General features: G+C 64.0%; 15 protein-coding genes. 11 read left to right on the top strand and 4 right to left on the bottom strand.

Annotated elements, in window-relative coordinates:
* From HAHE_RS17520 to HAHE_RS17510, 3 genes are read right to left on the bottom strand one after another with little or no spacing between them, the layout of a single operon-like run.
* Entirely contained in the window at positions 1-1233 is a 1233-nt protein-coding gene (locus HAHE_RS17520; RefSeq protein WP_338686258.1) for an efflux RND transporter periplasmic adaptor subunit, read from the bottom strand.
* A 1-nt stretch (position 1234) separates the two neighbouring features.
* Complete coding sequence (locus tag HAHE_RS17515; RefSeq protein WP_338686256.1) at positions 1235-2647, bottom strand: efflux transporter outer membrane subunit; 1413 nt, start codon at positions 2645-2647, stop codon at positions 1235-1237.
* A 2-nt stretch (positions 2648-2649) separates the two neighbouring features.
* On the bottom strand, positions 2650-3441 hold the full coding sequence (locus tag HAHE_RS17510; RefSeq protein ID WP_338686254.1) for a TetR/AcrR family transcriptional regulator: 792 nt from the start codon (positions 3439-3441) through the stop codon (positions 2650-2652).
* Between the two features lie 92 nt (positions 3442-3533).
* On the opposite strand from HAHE_RS17510, the gene HAHE_RS17505 reads away from it, so the two are divergent.
* The 10 genes from HAHE_RS17505 (at position 3534) to moaA (ending at position 17106) form a co-directional block, all read left to right on the top strand.
* Positions 3534-4844 (top strand): NAD(P)/FAD-dependent oxidoreductase, encoded by a 1311-nt coding sequence (locus HAHE_RS17505; protein WP_338686253.1) that lies wholly within the window; start codon positions 3534-3536, stop codon positions 4842-4844.
* Between the two features lie 30 nt (positions 4845-4874).
* Complete coding sequence (locus HAHE_RS17500) at positions 4875-6161, top strand: hypothetical protein (protein ID WP_338686251.1); 1287 nt, start codon at positions 4875-4877, stop codon at positions 6159-6161.
* 91 nt (positions 6162-6252) lie between these two features.
* Complete coding sequence (locus HAHE_RS17495; RefSeq protein WP_338686250.1) at positions 6253-7095, top strand: transglutaminase family protein; 843 nt, start codon at positions 6253-6255, stop codon at positions 7093-7095.
* Positions 7092-8003 (top strand): transglutaminase family protein, encoded by a 912-nt coding sequence (locus HAHE_RS17490; protein ID WP_338686249.1) that lies wholly within the window; start codon positions 7092-7094, stop codon positions 8001-8003. Before HAHE_RS17495 ends, HAHE_RS17490 begins: the two co-directional genes overlap by 4 nt.
* Before the next feature lie 9 nt (positions 8004-8012).
* The gene (locus tag HAHE_RS17485; protein WP_338686247.1) at positions 8013-11171 is read left to right on the top strand and encodes a hypothetical protein; all 3159 of its coding nucleotides are present in this window, start codon (positions 8013-8015) and stop codon (positions 11169-11171) included.
* Positions 11172-11235: 64 nt separating this feature from the next.
* A complete protein-coding gene (locus tag HAHE_RS17480; RefSeq protein WP_338686245.1) occupies positions 11236-12384 on the top strand; it encodes a DNA-binding transcriptional regulator in 1149 nt (382 codons plus the stop codon).
* Between the two features lie 328 nt (positions 12385-12712).
* Positions 12713-14215 (top strand): S10 family peptidase, encoded by a 1503-nt coding sequence (locus HAHE_RS17475; protein WP_338686244.1) that lies wholly within the window; start codon positions 12713-12715, stop codon positions 14213-14215.
* Complete coding sequence (locus tag HAHE_RS17470; RefSeq protein WP_338686242.1) at positions 14212-14607, top strand: DUF4870 domain-containing protein; 396 nt, start codon at positions 14212-14214, stop codon at positions 14605-14607. Before HAHE_RS17475 ends, HAHE_RS17470 begins: the two co-directional genes overlap by 4 nt.
* A 120-nt stretch (positions 14608-14727) precedes the next feature.
* Positions 14728-15990: a hypothetical protein gene (locus tag HAHE_RS17465; RefSeq protein WP_338686240.1), complete on the top strand. Its 1263-nt coding sequence runs from the start codon at positions 14728-14730 to the stop codon at positions 15988-15990.
* A 99-nt stretch (positions 15991-16089) separates the two neighbouring features.
* A complete protein-coding gene (gene moaA, locus HAHE_RS17460; RefSeq protein ID WP_338686239.1) occupies positions 16090-17106 on the top strand; it encodes a GTP 3',8-cyclase MoaA in 1017 nt (338 codons plus the stop codon).
* Here moaA and HAHE_RS17455 read toward each other — a convergent pair.
* Positions 17091-18029 carry a LysR family transcriptional regulator gene (locus HAHE_RS17455; RefSeq protein ID WP_338686238.1) on the bottom strand — a complete coding sequence of 313 codons (939 nt, stop codon included), beginning with the start codon at positions 18027-18029 and terminating at the stop codon, positions 17091-17093. The two genes, moaA and HAHE_RS17455, sit on opposite strands and share 16 nt — an antisense overlap.
* A 93-nt stretch (positions 18030-18122) precedes the next feature.
* On the opposite strand from HAHE_RS17455, the gene HAHE_RS17450 reads away from it, so the two are divergent.
* Positions 18123-19151: a CmpA/NrtA family ABC transporter substrate-binding protein gene (locus HAHE_RS17450; protein WP_338686236.1), complete on the top strand. Its 1029-nt coding sequence runs from the start codon at positions 18123-18125 to the stop codon at positions 19149-19151.
* The last annotated feature ends 107 nt before the right edge of the window (positions 19152-19258 follow it).

Genomic DNA, 19258 nt, shown 5'->3' with positions numbered 1-19258 from the left:
TCAGCGGGCGGATTCGGGCTCAACCATGGCCTCTTTCGGAGCGCCTTCGGCAGACTCGGCTTCGGTGGTTTTCACCTCCACTTTCATTCCGTCGAGCGGCGCTTCAAGACGCGTGCGGACGAGCTGGTCTCCCGGCTCGAACCCGCCACGGGTGATCAGGAATTCACGCTCGGAACGAAGGACTTCCGGCTGGCGCTTCCACAGCTCACCATCGTTCACCACCCATACGTCGTCGCGTCCCCGTACTACCTCACGCGGTACCTCGACCACATTCTCCAGCGTCCCCGCAGGCACGACCGCATCCACAAAAAGACCGACGGGCGGATAATCTCCCGTGCCCTCAGCCGGCAGCACTTTTGCGATGCCGTAGCCCGAAAGGGTCGCACGCTCGACCTCGCCTTCGATCCGGTCGAGGACGGCCGGCCACGAACGCGTCTCGGCCCCGATGGTGGCGGTCAGCTCGAACTCCGGCCGGACTCCATCCTGCAGGAATCCGAAGTCCCGCAGCGGAAACGGCAGCCGGACCTCCAGATTCTGGTCGGCAAAGATCTCCGCCACCCGCGAACCCGGTGAGACCAACGCGCCGATCTCGATGTCGGCCCGCCTCACCCGGCCGTCGAAAGGCGCCACGATGGTGGTCCGCTTCAGATCCCGCTCCGCGCGTGCGAGTTCGGACTCGGCGGAGGCCACCCGCGCCTTGGCACTGCGAATCTGCGGCTCGCGTCTGACCAACGGCGGAGCCTTTCCCTGACCCAGTTTCTCCCAGTCACGCTGGGCTTGCATCTTCTTCGCCTCCTCCTGCTCGAGCATGAGTTCGGCATCAGCCACCGCCGCCTTGGCCGCCTCGACCGCCGCGAGGTAGTTGGCGTCATCGACCCGGGCGAGCACCTCACCCTTAACGACCTTTCCTCCCTCGACGAGCTCAGGGGAAACAAAGACCACTTTCCCACCGACCTCGCTCGACAGCACCACCTCCTGCCGGCTGATCACGACCCCCTGCGTCTTGAGCTTCACCTCATGATCCACCACCTCGACCGGTGAGACAGCAACCGTAGGGTCCGAATCCTCCCGGGCCTCCGGATCCACCTTCACCTTGTTCACCACGAAGAAGATCATGATCCCCGCCCCCGCGAGGACGATCAGGAGTGCCACAACGAACGAAGTGACAGCGTGGATCGCGCCCTTGCGTTCGGCTTCCTCCTGCTCGGGTGTTTCGGTCGATTCGTCGTTCATGTCAGATCCGGTAGTCGCCTCCGAGGGCGAGATGAAGATTCACACGGTTGTCGAGACGCAGCCGCTTGAGCGTGACCCGCTGGGTCGCGAGTTCGATCCGCCGGCTCTGCGCGGCCAGCAAGGTGAGCACATCGCCGGTGCCGAGCGAGAAGTCGCGCTCCGCCGATTTGGCACTTTCATCAGCCAGCTCGAAGGCGTCCTCGATCGACTTCGCCCGCGCGGCGAGAAACCGGTCGGCCGCAAGCGCCGTCTCGACCTCACCGAAACCACCCAGCACCGTCTGCTGGAGATTGGCCAGCGCCTCCCGCTCCTCGGCATTCCGCGCCTCAAGCTGGGACTTCAACTGCCCGCCCGAAAGGATCGGCTGGACGACCTGTCCGGCGATCGACCAGACACCGAAGTCACTGTCGAAAATATTCTGCAGCTGGTCCGTACTCTGGCCGCCACCCGCCGTCAGCTTGAAGCTCGGATAGAACGCACGGCGGGCCTCATCGATGCGCTTGCCCGCCGCCGCCAGCTGACGCTCGGCCGTCAGGATATCCGGCCGACGCAAAAGAAGCTCGGAAGGCAATCCGGACGGCGGCATCGAGGAAAGCCCCGGAAGCTCCGCCGCGCCGACCAGCTCGGCCGACGGATATCGGCCCAGCAGGATTTCCAACTGCCGGATCGCCTGATCGCGATCTCCCTTCCGCTGCGCGAGCGCGGCCTCGGCCGTGGCGACATCCGTCTCCGCCAACCGTAGCTGCGACGCGCTCGCCTCCTGCCCGCCGGCAGCGAGCTCGAAACGTCCGCGAACGAGCTCGGCGGTATCCTTGCGGACCTTCAGCACCTTCTCGGCGAGGGCGATCTGCTCGTTGGTTTCCGCCACCAGCAACCAGCTGCGGACGATCTGCGCCGCCAGCGAGGCACGGGCGCCCCGATAGGCGTAGCCTTGGGACTGGAGGTCGGCGAGCGCGGCCTGCTCGCCGGCGCGGATCTTGCCCCACAGGTCGATCTCCCAGGAAAGATTCAGTTGCGCGCCATAGGTGTTGGTGATCGAACTCAGCACGCCACCACCGCCTCCGACCGGCAGGCCGATGAAATTCTGCCCCCGACGGCTGGCATCAAGCGCGGCATTCACCTGCGGTCGAGCCGCCGCACCGGCACCTTTCGCGACCGCCGCGGCACGCTCGACACGCGCCGCCGCGGCCCGGAGGTCGCGATTCGACTCGTAGCCTTCCGCGACCAAACGGCTGAGCTTGCGATCCCCGAAGCGATCCACCCAGCGATCATCGATCCCGGCCTTCCCTTCACGGGTGGCGGTCCACGACCCCGGCGCACCGCCCGCCTCGTCCATCCGGCTGCCCGGAGGAGCCAGCGTGCAGGCCGGAATCAGCAGGACCAAGAGGCCGACCGTCCATCTGAACTCGCTCACGTTCAAAACAGAAATTCGTCTTGATTACCTTTGGGCTTAGCAACTTCTGCTATTTGAACTCCCTCTCGCATACCGGCAGCGGCGTAGCGGATGAAGCGGGACAAGGTCACCTCCATCGAAGGCTGGCCGGAGTCACCATTCGACAGGTGATTGAGCGTTTCCGAGTGCGCCATGGTGTGAATCATCGCCCCCACGGTGAAGTGAATCCGCCACAGCAACTCCTCGGACGAGACCTCGGGAAGCGCCTTCGCGAAGGCCTTGCGGAAACGCCCGAGCATGACCTCGAAACCCCGCAACACCACGTCCGGCAATCGGGGCATCTCGTCCCCGAAAATCCGCCCCATCAGCTTGTAAAACATCCGTTCCGACAACTCGCTGCGCCGGACCTGGGTCGCAAACGGCCGAACGAAGGCGTCGAGCAACTCTTCGAGCGGCACCGGCTTGCTTCCCGATCGACGCTCCAAGACATCCAGTCGCGCCACCCGCTCCTCATTGATCGGATTGATGTAGCGAGCCATCACCTGCTCCACCAACCCCTCGCGATTGCCGAAATGGTAGTTCACCGCCGCCACGTTGGCGTCCGCCTTTTCGGTGATGTCACGCACCGAAACCCTCTCAAACCCCCGTTCGGAAAACAGATCCTCCGCAGCATCCAACAAGCGTTGGCGCGTTGCCGCACCACTCTCCACCCTCGTTTTCGTCGAGCTCATGCGCGTGAAGCTAGGGAGCGAAATCATCGTGTCAAACGATTGATTCAATCTTTCATTTAAACGAAACGGTTCTTGGAAACTCAAGGGTTCGCGCGGCCCACTCAGCCCCAGTTCTCCGCGCTGCAACGCGGGCGGAGGCTCACTTGCTCCTCGGGTGAATCATGCGAGTCTGGGGCATGCCCGACCCCAAAGCACCCCGCCGCGTCCTCATCCTCGGGGCCGGTTTCGCCGGCCTCTCTTGCGCCAGGAAGCTCGCGAAAAATCCAAATTTCAGCGTCACGCTCGTCGACCGAACCAATCATCACCTCTTTCAGCCCCTTCTCTACCAAGTCGCCACCGCGTCACTGGCCGCTCCGGACATCGCCCGCTCGATCCGCCAAGTGGTGGAAAAGGCGCCGAACATCTCGGTCATCATGGATGAGATCCGTTCGATCGACTCGAATGGCAAGACGGCGACCGGGCGCTCCGGCAAATCGTATCCGTGGGACTACCTCGTGCTCGCGACGGGGGCCCGGACTTCGTTTTTCGGCAATGACGACTGGGAAGAGCACACGCTCGGACTCAAGACACTCGCCGATGCTCAAGCCGTCCGCCGGACCGTGCTCGCCAACCTTGAGCGCGCCGAACGCACGGACGACCCGGACGAGCGCAGGCGACTGATGACTGTCGCCATCGTCGGCGGCGGACCGACCGGGGTGGAACTCTCCGGAGCCTTCGCCGATCTGGTGCGGCACTCGATGCGCCACGAGTTCCGGCACATCGACACATCCGAACTCAGAGTGGTGCTGATCGAGGGATCGGAGCGCATCCTCGAAGCCTATGACGAAGACCAGAGCGCCTACGCCAAGGAACGGCTCGAATCGCTCGGGGTAGAGGTCATGATCGGTCGCCGGGTGAACGGAATCGACCCGGAGCTGCTGCACTTCACCGACGGCGGAACCTTGGAGTCGGCCGCCATCATCTGGGCGGCAGGAATCGAGGCGACCCCGCTGACCCGGGCCATCGGAGTCGAGCCGGCCGACCGCGCCGGCCGGCTTGCACCGAAGCCCGACCTGTCGCTTCCGGAGTATCCCAAAATTTTTGTCGCAGGCGATCTCGTGCGGATGACCGATCTCGACGGCAAGCCGGTTCCGGGCGTGGCTCCTGCGGCGGTGCAGATGGGCGAGCACATCGCCGCGGTGCTCAAAGAGGAGCTCCGGCTCGAAACGACGCGCTATGCCTCAAAGAAACACGAACTCCGCCCCGGGTTCCGCTACTTCGACAAGGGATTGATGGCCATCATCGGAAAGAACGCCGCCGTGGTGAAATCGGGCAAGCTGCGTCTGCAGGGCTTCCCCGCATGGACCGCGTGGCTGCTTGTGCACATTCTTTTCCTGATCGGCTTCCGGAACAAGCTGGCGGTCCTGCTCGGCTGGGCCTTCGCTTACATTCGGAACAACCCCGGCGCCCGAATCATTGTTCACCCTCCTACCGAGGTGGCGAACTAAACCATCTCCCACCTCAGACCGTATTTCTCCATGAACTCCAGAAACCTCATCACCGCTGCCGCCGTGGCCACTGTGGCCGTCGGCGCCTTCTTCGCCGGCCGCATGTCATCGCCGGCACCCGGCTCCGACGACCCGACCGCGGACGCCTCCGCCATCCCGCAACGTCCCGACCGTCCCGGCTCCTCTGGATCCTTGGCGGGTGGAGAACGGACCCGGCCACGCAGCGAACGCACCGAGCGCGACACGACCGTCGGCAGCCGCATGGAGCGCCCCGGCGAGGAGATGATGCGCATCATCCAAGGCAAGGATCCGCTCCTGAAAGCGCAGGCTTGGCTGGACTTCATCAACACGCTCGACGCCGACCAGTTCGAATCGGTGGTGGCGGAACTGCGCGGAGCCGGTCTGCAGCAGTCGAACATGTCCGAGTACGGCATGCTCCTGACCGCCTGGGCCAAAGTCGACCCGCTGGCCGCCCTCGACTACGCCAGCGAGAACACCGGCAGCCCGTTCGCCCGCAACACGATCCTCGCGGCATGGGCGGCCACCGATCCAGAGGCGGCGATCATGTGGGCCGGAGCCAATCACGACGGTGATGGCGCGAACCCCTGGATGGTCGGCGTGATCAACGGGCTCGCCGCCTATGATCCGGTGCGCGCGACCGAGTTGATGAACGATCTGCCTTACTCCCGCGAACGCGGCGAAGCGCTCGGTGCGATCATGCCGCAGATTCTGGCCCAAGGTGCCGATGCCGCGAAGGACTGGGTGAACTCCCTGGCCGATGAACGACTCCGCGACGGAGCGATCGGCCGCCTCGCCGACGAGCTTGCCCGTCAGGATCCGGAAGGCACCGCCCAGTGGCTCGCCTCCAATCCGGGCGAAGCTGCCCGTCGCTCAATGGATGACGTGCTTTCGACCTGGGCGCGCAGTGATGTCGATGCCGCGACTTCCTACTATTACGACCTCCCGCAAGGCGACCTCCGGACCAGCGCGCTGCGTGGCCTGACCAACCAGATGGCGACCAATGACCCGCAGGCCGCCGCCGCGTTCCTCGATGCCAATGCCGCCGATGCCGATGACCGCGTTTACCAGCAGTTCGCGTGGCACTCCTTCCGCGAGGACCCCTCGCTGGCGGCCAACTACATCGGCCGCATCCAGGACGTCGAGGAACGCGACTCGACCTACCGCCGCATGCTCGACGGCTGGCTGCGTCGCGACTTCGATGCAGCCTCCGCGTGGATCGGTAGCGCCCAACTCCCCGAGGACGTGAGCAACCACCTCAACCGCCGGATCGAAGAACAGCAGCAGCGGCAGAACTAGGCGGTCGCCGGCATGATCCGGGCCCGCGACTGAAGCGGCCGGAAGTTTGCTGCCTTTCACAGGTGTGCATTCTGGGCGATGGTCGCCAGCGATGGCATTCCATATCCAGGCGGAGCTCCGCTACACAATCCAGCAGCGGAGCACGATGCTGCTCAACCTGCACGCACTCTCGACCACCAACCAGATCCTCTCGGACGAGCGATTCACCATCACGCAGGGTGCGACCTGTGAGTTTCTTCCCCAGCAACCCGGTGAGAGCCGCTTCGCCCGACTCGACACCGGCGACCTTGACCATCTGCTCATAACCTACGAGGTCAAGGCGGAGACCAACCCCGGCTCGCGACTGATCCGCCAGATCAGCAGCATCCCGGTTGGCGGCATGCAGCGCAGCCACCTTCCGTTCCTCTTTCCCAGCCGCTACTGCCAGTCGGACCGCCTGGGAAGACTGGCGAACCGTCGCTTCGGACACATCAATCACCCGCTCGCCCAAGCCCGGGCGATCTCGGACTGGGTGTTCGACAATATCGAGTATGTCCCCGGCACCTCGGATGCCACCACTTCGGCCTGCGACACCATCACCCAGCGTGCCGGCGTCTGCCGCGACTTCGCCCACCTCGCGATCGCGCTGTGCCGGGCACTGTCAATTCCCGCCCGCTATTTCGCCGGCTATGCCTGCAACATGCAGCCGCCTGACTTCCACGCCTGCTTCGAGGCTTGCGTCGGAAACCAGTGGTTCATCTTCGACCCCACCCGGCTGTCCTCCCCGAACGGACTGATCCGTATCGCGACCGGCCGCGACGCCGCCGATGCCGCGGTCGCCACCATCTTCGGGGCGATGCAACTGGAGACGCAGATGGTCTCGTGCACGGCCGACCGTTTCACCCCGCTCGGACAGTCGGAGCTCGACGGCAAGGCAATCCTGCTTGAGCCATGAATCCGCCTGCCGTCACCGACCACCTGCTCCGGATCCGCCACCGGACCTGTTACCGGTATGCCTACCCCGTCAATTTCGAACCTCACCGGCTCGTGCTCCGCCCACGTGAGGGGCACGATCTGCGGGTGGAGAACCTGTCGCTCAACATATTCCCCGATGCCACCATCGTCTGGACCCGCGACATCTTCGGCAACTCGATCGCCCACGCGACCTTCCCCAACACCGCAACCGAACTGATCGTCGAGTCCGACGTGACCGTCCGGCGTTTTTTCGACCCGGCTTCCCCTCCCCATCTGGTCCACAGTCCCAGCACCTATCCGCTCGCCTACGACACCCTCGAGCACGGGATCGTCACCGGCTACCTGACACCGGTCTACACGGAAGAAGCCGATGCGATCCGCTCGTGGATCTCCACCCTGCCCCACCCCGGCACGTTCCCGAGCACCGAGTCATTCGTCATCCGGCTCGCCGGAATCATCTTCGAGTCCTTCGCCTACCAGCGCCGGGAACAGAAGGGTGTGCAGACGCCGGATACCACGCTGTCGCTGAAAAGCGGTTCCTGCCGCGACTTCGCCACCCTGATGATGGAGGCGCTGCGGCATCTCGGCATCGCGGCGCGTTTCGCCAGCGGCTACCTCGATTGCCCGGCCACCCGGGCCGCACGGGGATCGACCCACGCATGGACCGAGGTCTACTTCCCCCGGCTCGGCTGGAGGGGTTTCGACCCGACGACGGGCAAGTCCTGCGATCACCGGCACATCGTTACGGGGACAAGTCACCACCCCCGCGGAGTTATGCCGGTGAGCGGCAGGTTCTTCGGCCCGGCCAACGCGTTCGTCAGCCTGACGGTCGGAGTGGAGTTCTCGTCACCCGAAGCGGACTTGCCCCCTGCCAATCCCACCCCCTAGCCTGACCCAATGATCAAAGCCGTATTTCCCATTCTCGTAGCGGCGTCACTGGCCTCGGCCGACGAACCGCTCCTCCACGCGGATCTCGATCTACTACGGAAGCCGGAGACGGGCGCTGCGGAAGCCGCTCGGTTGAGCGGCTGCGACGGAAAGGAACACATCCTCACCGGCTACCGGCTCCTGCGTTGTCCGCAGCCCGACGGGAAGGCTGACATCCATCTGCTGCTCGCGCACCGGCGGTTCGACTTCAGCGACCGCTACACTTCGCCCGAGGACTACGATGCGGAGGAAACCGAATCGCTTTTCGCCGGCAGCGATGACCCGGACGAGGCGGCGGTTCCGGCATCTTTCGAAGCCACCCTCGATCCGCTGTCCGACGCCCACGTGATGGTGTTCGACGGCGACGGCGACGAGCTGAGGCCTTTCGGCGGCAACAACTACATCGATCCGGGGTATGTCTTCGACTTCGATGGCGACGGCATCCTCGATGTCGCGCAATCCACCAACTACGGCGTGCGCGAGGCCGAGGACGACTCCGTCGAGGCCTTCGCGATCGACAGCATCGAGACCGAGTCGCGGGAGTGGTTCCGGGTAATCTTCAACTGGCATCCCCGCCGCGCGGATGACGCCAACGACTGGACCTTCGAATGCTACGACGACAACGACGACGGCATTCCCGAGATCGCCTTCGGCCCGGAGGACGCCGCGTCCGATGAGGAAGCCAGAAAGGTCGTGTTCCGCTGGGACAAGGAGAAGTCCGGCTACTTCACCGACACGCCCCACCCTCACGTCCGGGTGATGAAGGAAGGCGAAACCTTTGCCGAAATCGCGAAAGCCGGAGGCCTCGGCTATCCGCTCGTCGACGACCCGGAGATCGCCGATGCCGATGACGACGAAGGGCCGCCGGCGCCGAAGCAGGCGGCATTCGAATACCGGTCCCTCAAGGGGGCCGATGACGAGGCGCTTGCCGAGTTTTTCCACGGCAAGCGACGTGCCGACAGCTTCCTCGGCGATCCGGATGCTCCCGAAACTGCCGTTCCCGACGGTTTCTGGGGGAAGGATCCCAAAGCGGCCGCGCTGGCGTTCGCCGATCTCAACCGCCTTCCGGCCCACCGCCGCTCGTGGAAGCTGGCCATCGACGACCGGGGCGACATCGCACCCCCGGAAAGTGGGTGGCTGGTCTACCGCTGGAGGTCGGCCGGTTGCTACAGCCTCAGCACGCGCAGCTTCGGCCTCCGTTTCGGATCTGACGAGCCGCTGCTGGCCGTCACCGAATACAACTCGATCGGAGTCGTCGGACGAAATCGTTGGGCGGACCAACCGGCCCACGGTGCCCGCCTGATTCCCCTCTCTGAAAAGGAAGCGCGCTTCCTCGCCGACACCCTCTTCTGGCTCGATCGCGTCCGCTCATGGAATCCGAAATCGGACGACCGCACCTTCGGCTCGATGTCGACAGCCGACGGCTTCGGGACACTTGAGATCCACCCGGACGAAGCCGCGCCCTCCGAGCTCATTTCAGAGACCGTCTGGGCCACTCGCAGCCTGACCGAGAACTGGGACGCCGACTACAACCGCACGGTCGCGATCAATCTGATCGACTTCCTCCTTCGCCAAGCTCTGCCGGACCACCTCGGCGATCGATGGGAGGTTGCACCCGAACTGGAGGCCCAGTCGCTCGTGACTCCGACCGACGAACGGCTGAAGGGACGCGAAGGCGACGACATCCGCCAACAGTTGGAGGAAACCCTGTCCGGAATGCTCGAGCAAGATGGCCTGCCGGCGTCGATGATCCACGAGGTCGCCGAGGCCGCCGGCAACGAGGCATTGGTCGAACTGAAGCCCGAACTCGACGCGATTCTCGCCTCGTTGCCCCCACCCGGCCCGGAGGACGAAGAGTTCAGGAAACTCGAGAAGCGCTTCGAGCGCGACCACTTCGGAGCGCCGCTGGGAGATGAACCGGACGAGCACAAGCAGGCACACGAGCGGCTGCTTGAGTTGCGGAAGGCCCGGCGTTTCGACCGTGCGGCCATCCTCCGCGAGCCCTTGGGATGGACCGTCGAGAAACTTCAACTCGCCAGCAACCCCGCCAATCTGATGCAGGCGGTCATGGACGACTCGCCCCACGCGCGCTGGGCACTTCTCGAACTCCGGAGAACCGATCCGGAAGCATGGGCCGGCCTGCTTACCGAACAGTTCCGTGCCGCGGCACTCGAAGAGAAGCGCTCGCTGATCGAAACGCTCGCCGCGGGGCGTCCGCAGGCGGCGGCCAAGCTCATCGACTCGCTGACCGACAAGCAACGCCGGGACCTGATCATCGAGATCACCGACTTCCACCTCGAGCAGGAAGACGGCAAGGCGGCCGGATGCGCACCGGTCCTGATGGAGCTGATCCGCGACAAGGACATCGACTACATCCGCCGTGGTGAGGCGATGCGCGTGCTCTCGCTGATGGAACTCGGGGACGAGATGGAGAAGGAGTTCACCCGAGGGATGATCGATGAAGTCCGCGAGCCCCAAGAGGGCAAGTATGGCATGACGACCCAAGGATCGGCGATCATGGCTCTGTCGAAGTTGCCCGCAGGAGACGATGGACTCGACGCCATCGCTGCCGTCGGCGAAGCGCGCTACGGATCGTTCAGGGCGGCCATTGAGGCCCTGCATATCTTGACCAAGGACTCCGCTCCGAAGGACCCGCGACTCGCCCGGCTCATCCGTCCGCGGTTGAAGAAGAGCGATGGCATGATGAATGACGTCTTCTTCTCCGCCCTCGCCCTCGACCTGCGGAATCTGGCACCCGAAATCGGCCCGCTCGCGAGCGAAGGCCCGCGATTCCCCGATGGCGACGGAGCCTCCTACTCCGGCGGCAAATTCAAAGGCCCTGTGGGCGAGCGCTACCACGCCGCCCGCGAAGTCGTTGCGCTCTGGTCGGAAGACGATCCCGAGACGCTCGGCCGCATGTGGGTCCACTTCGTGGTCGCGCATCCCTTCGAGTTCGAATCCGAGCGCCACAGCGGTGCCGTTTTCGAGTCACTGCGCGAACGCGCCAAGTCGGCCATCTCGGCTCTCGAACCGGAGTATCGTAAGAACACGATCGCGGCAGCGACGGAACTGAACCCGATTCCCGACTACGTGACGGGCGTGGCGGAGTGGCTCGCATCGATCCATTGAGCCCCCGCCGGAAAGTCACGCTCGCCCGTTGCGGAGCGACGCCTGAGCCGTCAACTTCCTCCGAGTGAAGCACGTCGCGGTCATCATCGAGACCTCCACCCAGTACGGCAGGAACCTGATTTCGGGTATCGCCCGCTTCGGACGCCTGCACGACTGGCAGGTGCTTTTCGAGTATCGTGGCAAGAACACCGCCGAGCCGACCTGGCTGGAGGACTTCGAAGGCGACGGAGTGATTACCACCAGCCCGTCGCCCACCCACTCGCTCAAACTTCGGAAGCGCGGCATTCCGGTTATCAACCTCGGCACCGAAAGCGGGCACGGAGGAAACCCTCTGCCGCTGGTCGACAGCGACCACCGCATCGTTGCCGAGATCGCCGCCCGGCACATGATTGCCAAGGGCCACCGTGACTTCGCCTTTCTCGGCTACAGCGACCATCCGGTCTCTCTGGAACGTGAGGCGGGTTTCACCGAGTATCTTGCCAGCCAGGGGTTCGAGACACTCCTTCACCACACGCCGGAGCGTGATGAGCGGAGCTTCGAAACGCTGCACAAGGGCGACGCGAACTTCATCAAGTCCCTGCCGAAGCCGTGCGCGCTCTTCTGCTGCTGGGACGAGGTCGCCTACCGCGCCGTCCATACCGCGCTCAATCTCGGCATCGCCGTTCCCGAAGACCTCGCGGTGGTCGGTGTCGACAACGATCCCATTTTCTGTGCCACCGCGCGGATCCCGCTCTCAAGCATTGATCCCGATATCGCGCGGATGGGTTTCCTCTCTGCGTCGTGGCTCGAGGAAATGATGAACGGTAACGAGCCGGACTCGATCGAACTCGAGCGCCTCGTCCAACCGAAGGGCCTCGTCATCCGCCAGTCGAGTGCGCTGGAGGCGGTCAGCGATCCGCTTGTCCGGCGATTCCTCGAACTTCTTCGCCAGCAGCGTCCCGGCACCCTGACGATCGAGATTCTGGCCCAGGCATGCCACGTCTCGCGGCGGCTTCTCGAGCAACGGGTCAAGGCGGCCACCGGCAAGACTCCCCGCCAGCATCTGAGCCAGAGCCTCGTCGAGTCGATCCAGCGCTTCCTCAAGGAAACCGACTACACACTGGCCCATATCGCCGACGTGCTCGGCTTCGAACACTCGGAGCGCCTGAGCCACCTTTTCCGCAGGGAAACCGGCCAAACCCCCGGAGATTACCGGAAAACATGGCGAAACTAGCCTTCGCAAAATCACAAGGTGAGTTCCCCTCTTCGTAATGCAGGCAGTTGAGGACAGGCGTATGGTCCTACCAACATCGAGCACGTCGCTCGCTCAAAAAACCAACTGCCCGTAATTACCATGTCCGTTCCAACTGCCATCAGCTTCCCGGTCAACACCACCAAGGGTGGAACCACCCGGGCGGCTCGCTAAGCGAATCGTTTCGATCACAAGCCGGGCTCACCGTATGGGAGCCCGGCTTTTTCTTTGTACATGCGGCGATTCCGGCACACTCCCGCCCTCCCGTGCCGCTCTTGCCTTCGAAATCCAGACCGCTAACTTCCGACGCATGCGCACCCTCACCCTGCTCCTGATCACCAGCCTCGCCGTCTTCGGCCAGGACAAGCCCGAGAAACCCGCGAAGAAGGACACCCCTGCGGAAAAGGACAAAAAGGAGGCGGTGGCCGAGCCCGTCACCCGCGAAGGCACGGTCCAGATCGACGGCACCAAGGTCGACTACGAGGTGACCACCGCCAAGCTGCAGATCAAGAAGGACGACGGGACACCCCGGGCCGCGGTCTTCCACGTCAGCTACATTCGCAAAGGCACCGAGGATCCGTCGAAGCGTCCGGTGATGTTCGCCTTCAATGGCGGGCCCGGATCATCCGCCGTGTGGCTCCACCTCGGCATGCTCGGACCCTACCGGGTGGATCTGCCCGGCGACGGCGTCGATGCGCCGAAGCCGCCTGCCCGACTGATTTCCAATCCCTACTCGATTCTCGACGTCACCGACCTTGTGTTCGTCGACCCGGTATCCACCGGCTACAGCCGCGCCGAGAAGGACACCAAGCCGTCGGAATTCCACGGCGTCCGTGAGGACGTCGAGTCGATCGGCGACTTCGTCCGTCGCTGGGTCACGGAGAACGACCGCTGGTCCTCGCCGAAGTATCTCCTCGGCGAGTCCTACGGCGGGATCCGGGTGGCCGGCCTGTCGGAACACCTCCAGAGCCGCTACGGCATGACCCTGAACGGCGTGGTGTTGCTTTCCTCGCTGCTCGACTTCCGCACACTCCGCCCGGCCGATGGCGATGCGCTAATGTACTCGGTCTACCTGCCGACCTTCGCTGCGGTCGCTCACTATCACGGCAAGCTGAAGGGCGAACGCGACGACCTCATCAAGCAGGCGGACGAGTTCGCGTTCGGCGACTACGCGCTCGCCTTGCTCAAGGGCAACGCCATCAGCAGTGAAGAGAAGCAGAAGGTCGCCAAGCGGCTCTCCGAACTCACCTCGCTCGACACGCAACTGCTGCTCGATCTCGACCTGCGCCTCGATCCGTCTCGCTTCCGCGCCGAACTGCTGCGTTCCGAAGGCAAGACGGTCGGACGCTTCGATGCCCGGGTCGCGTGGCCGTCCGAAAGCGCGGCCGACGACTATCCGAGCTACGACCCGTCGTTCTCGCTGGCCTTCGGCGCCTACTCGACCGCGATGCTTTCCTATTTGAGCGAAGAGCTCGGCTGGGAAGAGGAGGCTCCGTACGAAATCCTCACCGGCAAGGTCCACCCGTGGAACTGGAGCGCGAACAATTCGGTGGTGAACCTCTCCGGCAACCTCGCCAAGGCGATGCGTGACAACCCCTACCTCAAGGTTCTCGTCATGGAAGGAGCCTGCGATCTCGCTACCCCTCCCGCCGGTATCCAATACTCGATCCGCCAGATGACCGAGCTTCCCGAGTCGGGGCTGAAGCGAATCGAGCGGACCGAGTACGACGCCGGACACATGTTCTACCTCAATCCGCCGGACCTGAAGAAGTCCCGGACCGACCTCGTCGACTTCATCACTGCCGCGCCATGATCGACCAACCGCCGCCGATGCTTCCCGCCAATCCGGTCGCACCCCCCGTGCCGACCGAGGAGGAGCGCACGCTCGGGATGCTCTGCCATCTGCTCGGGCTGCTGACCGGATTCATCGGACCGTTGATCCTGTGGCTCGTGAAAAAGGACGAGTCGGCCTACATCAACCATCACGGCAAGGAAGCCCTCAATTTCCAGCTCTCGGAACTGCTCTACTTTTTCGTGCTCGGATCGATCACCTTCGTCCTGATGTTCTTCTTCATCGGCCTGCTCCTGCTCCCCGTTCTTTTCGTTCTCTGGGTCCTTGCCGTCGTGGCATCCGTCCTTGGTTGCACCGCCGCGAACCGCGGCGAGTGGTTCCGCTACCCGGGATCGATCCGGTTCATCCCCTGAATCCGGCGGCCCCACCCATGAGCCGAACTCATCGGCGGCTTGCGTAAAGTTTCGCCTACCGAATTTGACGGTCGGGCATGTCTGGCAGGCGACCCGCTTCCCTTTCTGGCGTAACTCGCCATGAAAGCACACCGCCTCCTCGCAGTTGTCGCCGTCTCCACGGCCCACGCCGGAATGACCCCTGAGCCCGCCGTCGAACCGCCGCCGGCCGAGCCATGGATCAAGCCGACCCTCAACATCCGCGCCCGCTACGAGTACGGATCGATCGACTCGCCCGCCCTGCGCTCCTCGACCGCCTTCACGGTCCGGGAACGTGTCGGACTGGTGACCCGCGATTGGTACGGATTCAGCGCCTTGGTCGAAGGGGAATTCCTCCAGGCCATCGACGATTCCTACGATTCGGGTCCGGGCGCCGCGACCTCACCGCACGACCCGAGCCGCACGCCGATCCTCGACCCCGAGAACAACGAGCTCAACCAGGCCTACATCCAGTACAAGGGTTTCGACACCGTGTTCAAGGCCGGCCGCCAGCGCATTATCCTCGATAACGCCGCCTTCATCGGCAACGTCGGATGGCGCCAGAACGAGCAAACCTACGATGCGTTTAGTATCACGAACACGTCGATCGAAGACCTCACGCTGTTCTACGCGTATGCCAACCGCGCCAACCGAATCTTCGGCTCCGACGCGATGGGCCCCCTGCGCAACTTCGCCGGCGACATCCACCTCTTCAACGCCTCCTACTCGGGCTTCGGGGATTCCACGATCACCGGCTACGCCTACCTGATGGACTTCGACGAGACGGCGGCCAACGCCGGCTACGTCAGCAACAACACCTACGGCATCAGCGGTGAGACCCCGATCGGCCCGGTCACGCTCTATGGCGAAATCGCCTACCAGACCGACACCAGCAGCTCGCCGATCTTCAAGCCGGACGACGCTTGGTACGCACACTTCAAGGCATCGGCCAAGGCAGGCACCCACACGTTCACGCTCGGTTACGAATACCTCGATGCCGACTTCGTCACGCCGCTCGCCACGGTGCACGCCTTCAACGGTTTCGCCGACGCGTTCATCGGCACCCGGATCGGCCTGACCCGGAACCCCGGCATCAGCGACCTCTACCTCACCCACGCCACCCCGCTGCCGTTCTGGGGCTTGAACTTCAACCAGACCGTCCACGTCTTCGGTGACAACGGTTCCGGCTTCGACTACGGCTGGGAATACGACGCGGTGCTGGCGAAGAAGTTCAGCGAGAACTTCCTCGCGATCGCCAAGTTCGCCTACTTCGACTCCGAAGGCCCGACCGGCAATCCGCTCGTGATCAATCCGGCTCCCTTCGACACCACCCGCTTCAGCATCGAGCTGAACTACACCTTCTAATCCAGCATCGGTTGCCACTCGACGGGTCCGGGGGCGCATCTCCCGGACCCGTTTCTTTTCCCGCTGGCACGCCGGCCCCACCGGTTCCATCTTCCGACCGTGACCGATCCCCCGCCACAGCCGACCCGCGATCTACGAGGTCGGCCACTTCGTGATCTGCGGATCTCCGTCACCGACCGGTGCAACTTCCGCTGCCGCTACTGCATGCCCGCCGAAGTGTTCGGACCGGGTTACCGATTCCTGCCTCGAGAGGAGATCCTCAGCTTTGAGGAAATCCACCGGATTTCACGGATCGCCACCAAGCTGGGCGTTCGCAAGATCCGCCTGACCGGCGGCGAACCGTTGCTACGTCGCGGACTCGCCGACCTCGTGGCGATGCTGGCGACGGTCGACGGGATCGATGACATCGCACTGACCACCAATGGCGTTCTGTTGGCCCATCATGCCGAGGCCTTGGCGCTGGCGGGACTCAGCCGTGTGACGGTCAGCCTCGACGCGCTCGATCCCACTGTATTCTCGCGAATGAACGGCGTCGGCGCGAAAGTGGACCGGGTGCTCGCGGGCATCTCCACGGCAGCGAACTTCGGACTCCCCGTCAAAGTGAACTGTGTGGTGCAGAAGGATGTGAACGAATCCGAGATCCTTCCGCTCGTCGACTGGGCGAAGGACAGCGGCGTCACTCTCCGTTTCATCGAGTTCATGGATGTCGGTGAGACCAACGGTTGGTCCACGGAACACGTGGTCCCCGCCGCCGAGATTCTCGATCGCATCCGCTCGCGCCATCCGCTGGTTGCCCTTCCACCCAATCACACGGGAGAAACCGCGACACGTTGGCGCCACGCCGACAGCGACGCCGAGATCGGCGTGATCGCATCCGTCACCGCTCCCTTCTGCCAAAGCTGTAGCAGACTCCGGCTTTCCGCCGACGGGCACGCGTTCACCTGCCTCTTCAATCCGACCGGGCATGATCTCAGGCCCCTACTTCGGGGTGGCGCACCGGACTCGACGCTTGCAGCGGCATTCGCCGGAATCTGGAGCGAGCGCACTGACCGCTACTCGGAACTGCGTGGCGAAACCACACAGGCGAAGGCCGAGATGAGCTACCTCGGCGGCTGATATTGGATCGGCGCGTCGCCGAGCGCTTCGCCAACCATCGCCGCGATTCCGGCGAAGGTTTCTTCGATGAGACTCATCGGGCGTCCCTTGTTCCAGAAGACCGCCCACTCCCTCTCGAGCGACTCCGCTCCCATCGGCATTGCGACCAGCGTCCCCTCCTGAAGCTCGCGTCGTGCGACCCATGGGGCCACCACACCCACTCCCATGCCGATCTTCGACATCTCCTTGATCGCCTCCATGTCACCCAGGACCAGAGGAGCCCGGGGGCGTACCCCCATTCTCTCGAAGTGCCTCTCCACAAGACGATGCGTCTCGGTGGCCTTGGCGTAGATGATGAACTGGACCGTTTCGAGGTCCGACGGTGTCGGCTCACCGGTCTCAAGCCACGGGTGGACCGGTGGCAGCACGAACACCATTTCGTCACGGAAGATCGTGCGGGACTCGTAATCGTCCGTTTCCTTGGGTTTCAGCCCGAGCACCACGTCGAGTTCGTGGTCGGCCAGACGGTCGATCAGGCCGGCGGTGTCACCCGCCTCGATCGACGGCTCGCAGCGCGGAAAACAATCGCGGAACTCCCGGAGAACGGTCGGCAGCAAAAACTGACACAATGAATGCGGCGCACCGATCCGGATCCGCGCCTGGCCCCACCGCTTCATCCCGTCGAGCTCGCGTCCGGCCTGCTCCAATTCCTGCAGTATGGTCCTGCAGCGCTTCAGCAGCACCGCCCCCTCGCCGGTCAGAACGGTCTTCTTTCCGAGCCGCGACAGCAGCTTGCAGCCGATGCTGTCCTCCAGCGCCTTCATCGAGTGACTGATCGCCGACTGGGTCAGAAACAGCTTTTTCGCAGCCATGGTGAAGCTGCCTTCGTCGGCGACTGCCACAAAGGCCCTCAGCTGACGAAGATCCGGAAGCAGCTCACTCATGAACTCGACTCATCCACAGGGACGCGTGGGTCCAGCATGGTTTATGCCAAAGGCGGAGGGTTGGCATTCTTTAAGCTAGACGCGTCCTCTCCCATGGTGGATTCCCGCTCGCCCATCCGTCTCGGCTTCGTGCCTCTCAATGACTGCGCACCAGTCGCGGTCGCTCATGAGCTTGGAATCTTCGAGAAATACGGCCTCAACGTCCGGCTCTCGCGCCAACCGGGGTGGGCAACCGTCCGTGACATGCTCTTTTACGGAGAACTCGACGCCGCCCAGTCGATCGCCGGGCTGGCCTTCTACCTGGCACTCGGTCTCAGCAAGCTTCGCCGCGAAGTCTCCGTGCCGCTGATCCTGAGCGCGCACGGCAACGCGATCACGCTCTCAAACGAGCTTCCGCAGGACATCATCCGCAATGGCGAGGGCCTGGCCGGATTCGTCCAGCACCGGTGGAAGAAGACCCGCCCGATCACTTTTGCCGCCGCCCATCGGTTCTCGTCCCACCACATCCTGCTCCACGCATGGCTGCGTCGGCACGGACTCGAACCGGGCCGCGATCTCGAGCTGGTGTTCCTGCCGCCGCCGCTGATGCCCCAGAACCTCGCGGCCGGCCATATCGACGGCTACTGCGTCGGTGAACCGTGGAACTCCGAGGCGATCCTCGCCGGCAATGCCTGGTGTCCGGCAACCTCTTCCGAGCTTGCCACTGGCCATCCGGAAAAAGTGCTGCTGATTGACGGCACCTTTGTCGGTGAGCGACGCGACGAGGCAATCGCGCTCGGCGCCGCCCTACTCCACGCCTGCCGCATTTGCCAGGACCCGGACTTCCGCGATGAACTCGTCGACCTGCTCGCACGGCCGAGCTACACCGGGTGCTCGAAAAAGACGCTGCACAACAGCCTCGGACCGGTCTTCCTCAGCGGCCGCGGCGATCTCGATGCGTCCGACTTCCACATCTTCTACGGCACCGACCTGAATTGCCCGAGCACCGACAAGGCATCGTGGTTCCTCTCCGGGATGCGCTCGGTCGGCCTGGTCCCCGAGACCATTACCGGCGGCTCCCTGACCCGCCTCTACCGTCAGGATCTTTTCCGGGCCTCGGAAAAGGCACTTCTGCCCGCCTGAGCGCGGCATGATCCGCCTTCATGGCAGGAATGAGAAAGTGGCGGCGGCCATTTCCCCGCGCCGCACGGCCGTGGCACATGAGCCGCTGAATGACGGATGACTCTGAA

This window comes from Haloferula helveola (assembly GCF_037076345.1).
Lineage (GTDB): Bacteria > Verrucomicrobiota > Verrucomicrobiia > Verrucomicrobiales > Akkermansiaceae > Haloferula > Haloferula helveola.
This window is presented reverse-complemented; position numbering and strand designations above follow the sequence as displayed.

Coding starts and splice junctions, on each gene's coding strand:
- HAHE_RS17475 (WP_338686244.1), top strand. CDS start 12,713: ATGCGCACCCTCACCCTGCTCCTGATCACCAGCCTCGCCGTCTTCGGC.
- HAHE_RS17485 (WP_338686247.1), top strand. CDS start 8,013: ATGATCAAAGCCGTATTTCCCATTCTCGTAGCGGCGTCACTGGCCTCG.
- HAHE_RS17505 (WP_338686253.1), top strand. CDS start 3,534: ATGCCCGACCCCAAAGCACCCCGCCGCGTCCTCATCCTCGGGGCCGGT.
- HAHE_RS17490 (WP_338686249.1), top strand. CDS start 7,092: ATGAATCCGCCTGCCGTCACCGACCACCTGCTCCGGATCCGCCACCGG.
- HAHE_RS17450 (WP_338686236.1), top strand. CDS start 18,123: ATGGTGGATTCCCGCTCGCCCATCCGTCTCGGCTTCGTGCCTCTCAAT.
- HAHE_RS17495 (WP_338686250.1), top strand. CDS start 6,253: ATGGCATTCCATATCCAGGCGGAGCTCCGCTACACAATCCAGCAGCGG.
- HAHE_RS17520 (WP_338686258.1), bottom strand. CDS start 1,233: ATGAACGACGAATCGACCGAAACACCCGAGCAGGAGGAAGCCGAACGC.
- HAHE_RS17500 (WP_338686251.1), top strand. CDS start 4,875: ATGAACTCCAGAAACCTCATCACCGCTGCCGCCGTGGCCACTGTGGCC.
- HAHE_RS17455 (WP_338686238.1), bottom strand. CDS start 18,029: ATGAGTGAGCTGCTTCCGGATCTTCGTCAGCTGAGGGCCTTTGTGGCA.
- HAHE_RS17465 (WP_338686240.1), top strand. CDS start 14,728: ATGAAAGCACACCGCCTCCTCGCAGTTGTCGCCGTCTCCACGGCCCAC.
- HAHE_RS17470 (WP_338686242.1), top strand. CDS start 14,212: ATGATCGACCAACCGCCGCCGATGCTTCCCGCCAATCCGGTCGCACCC.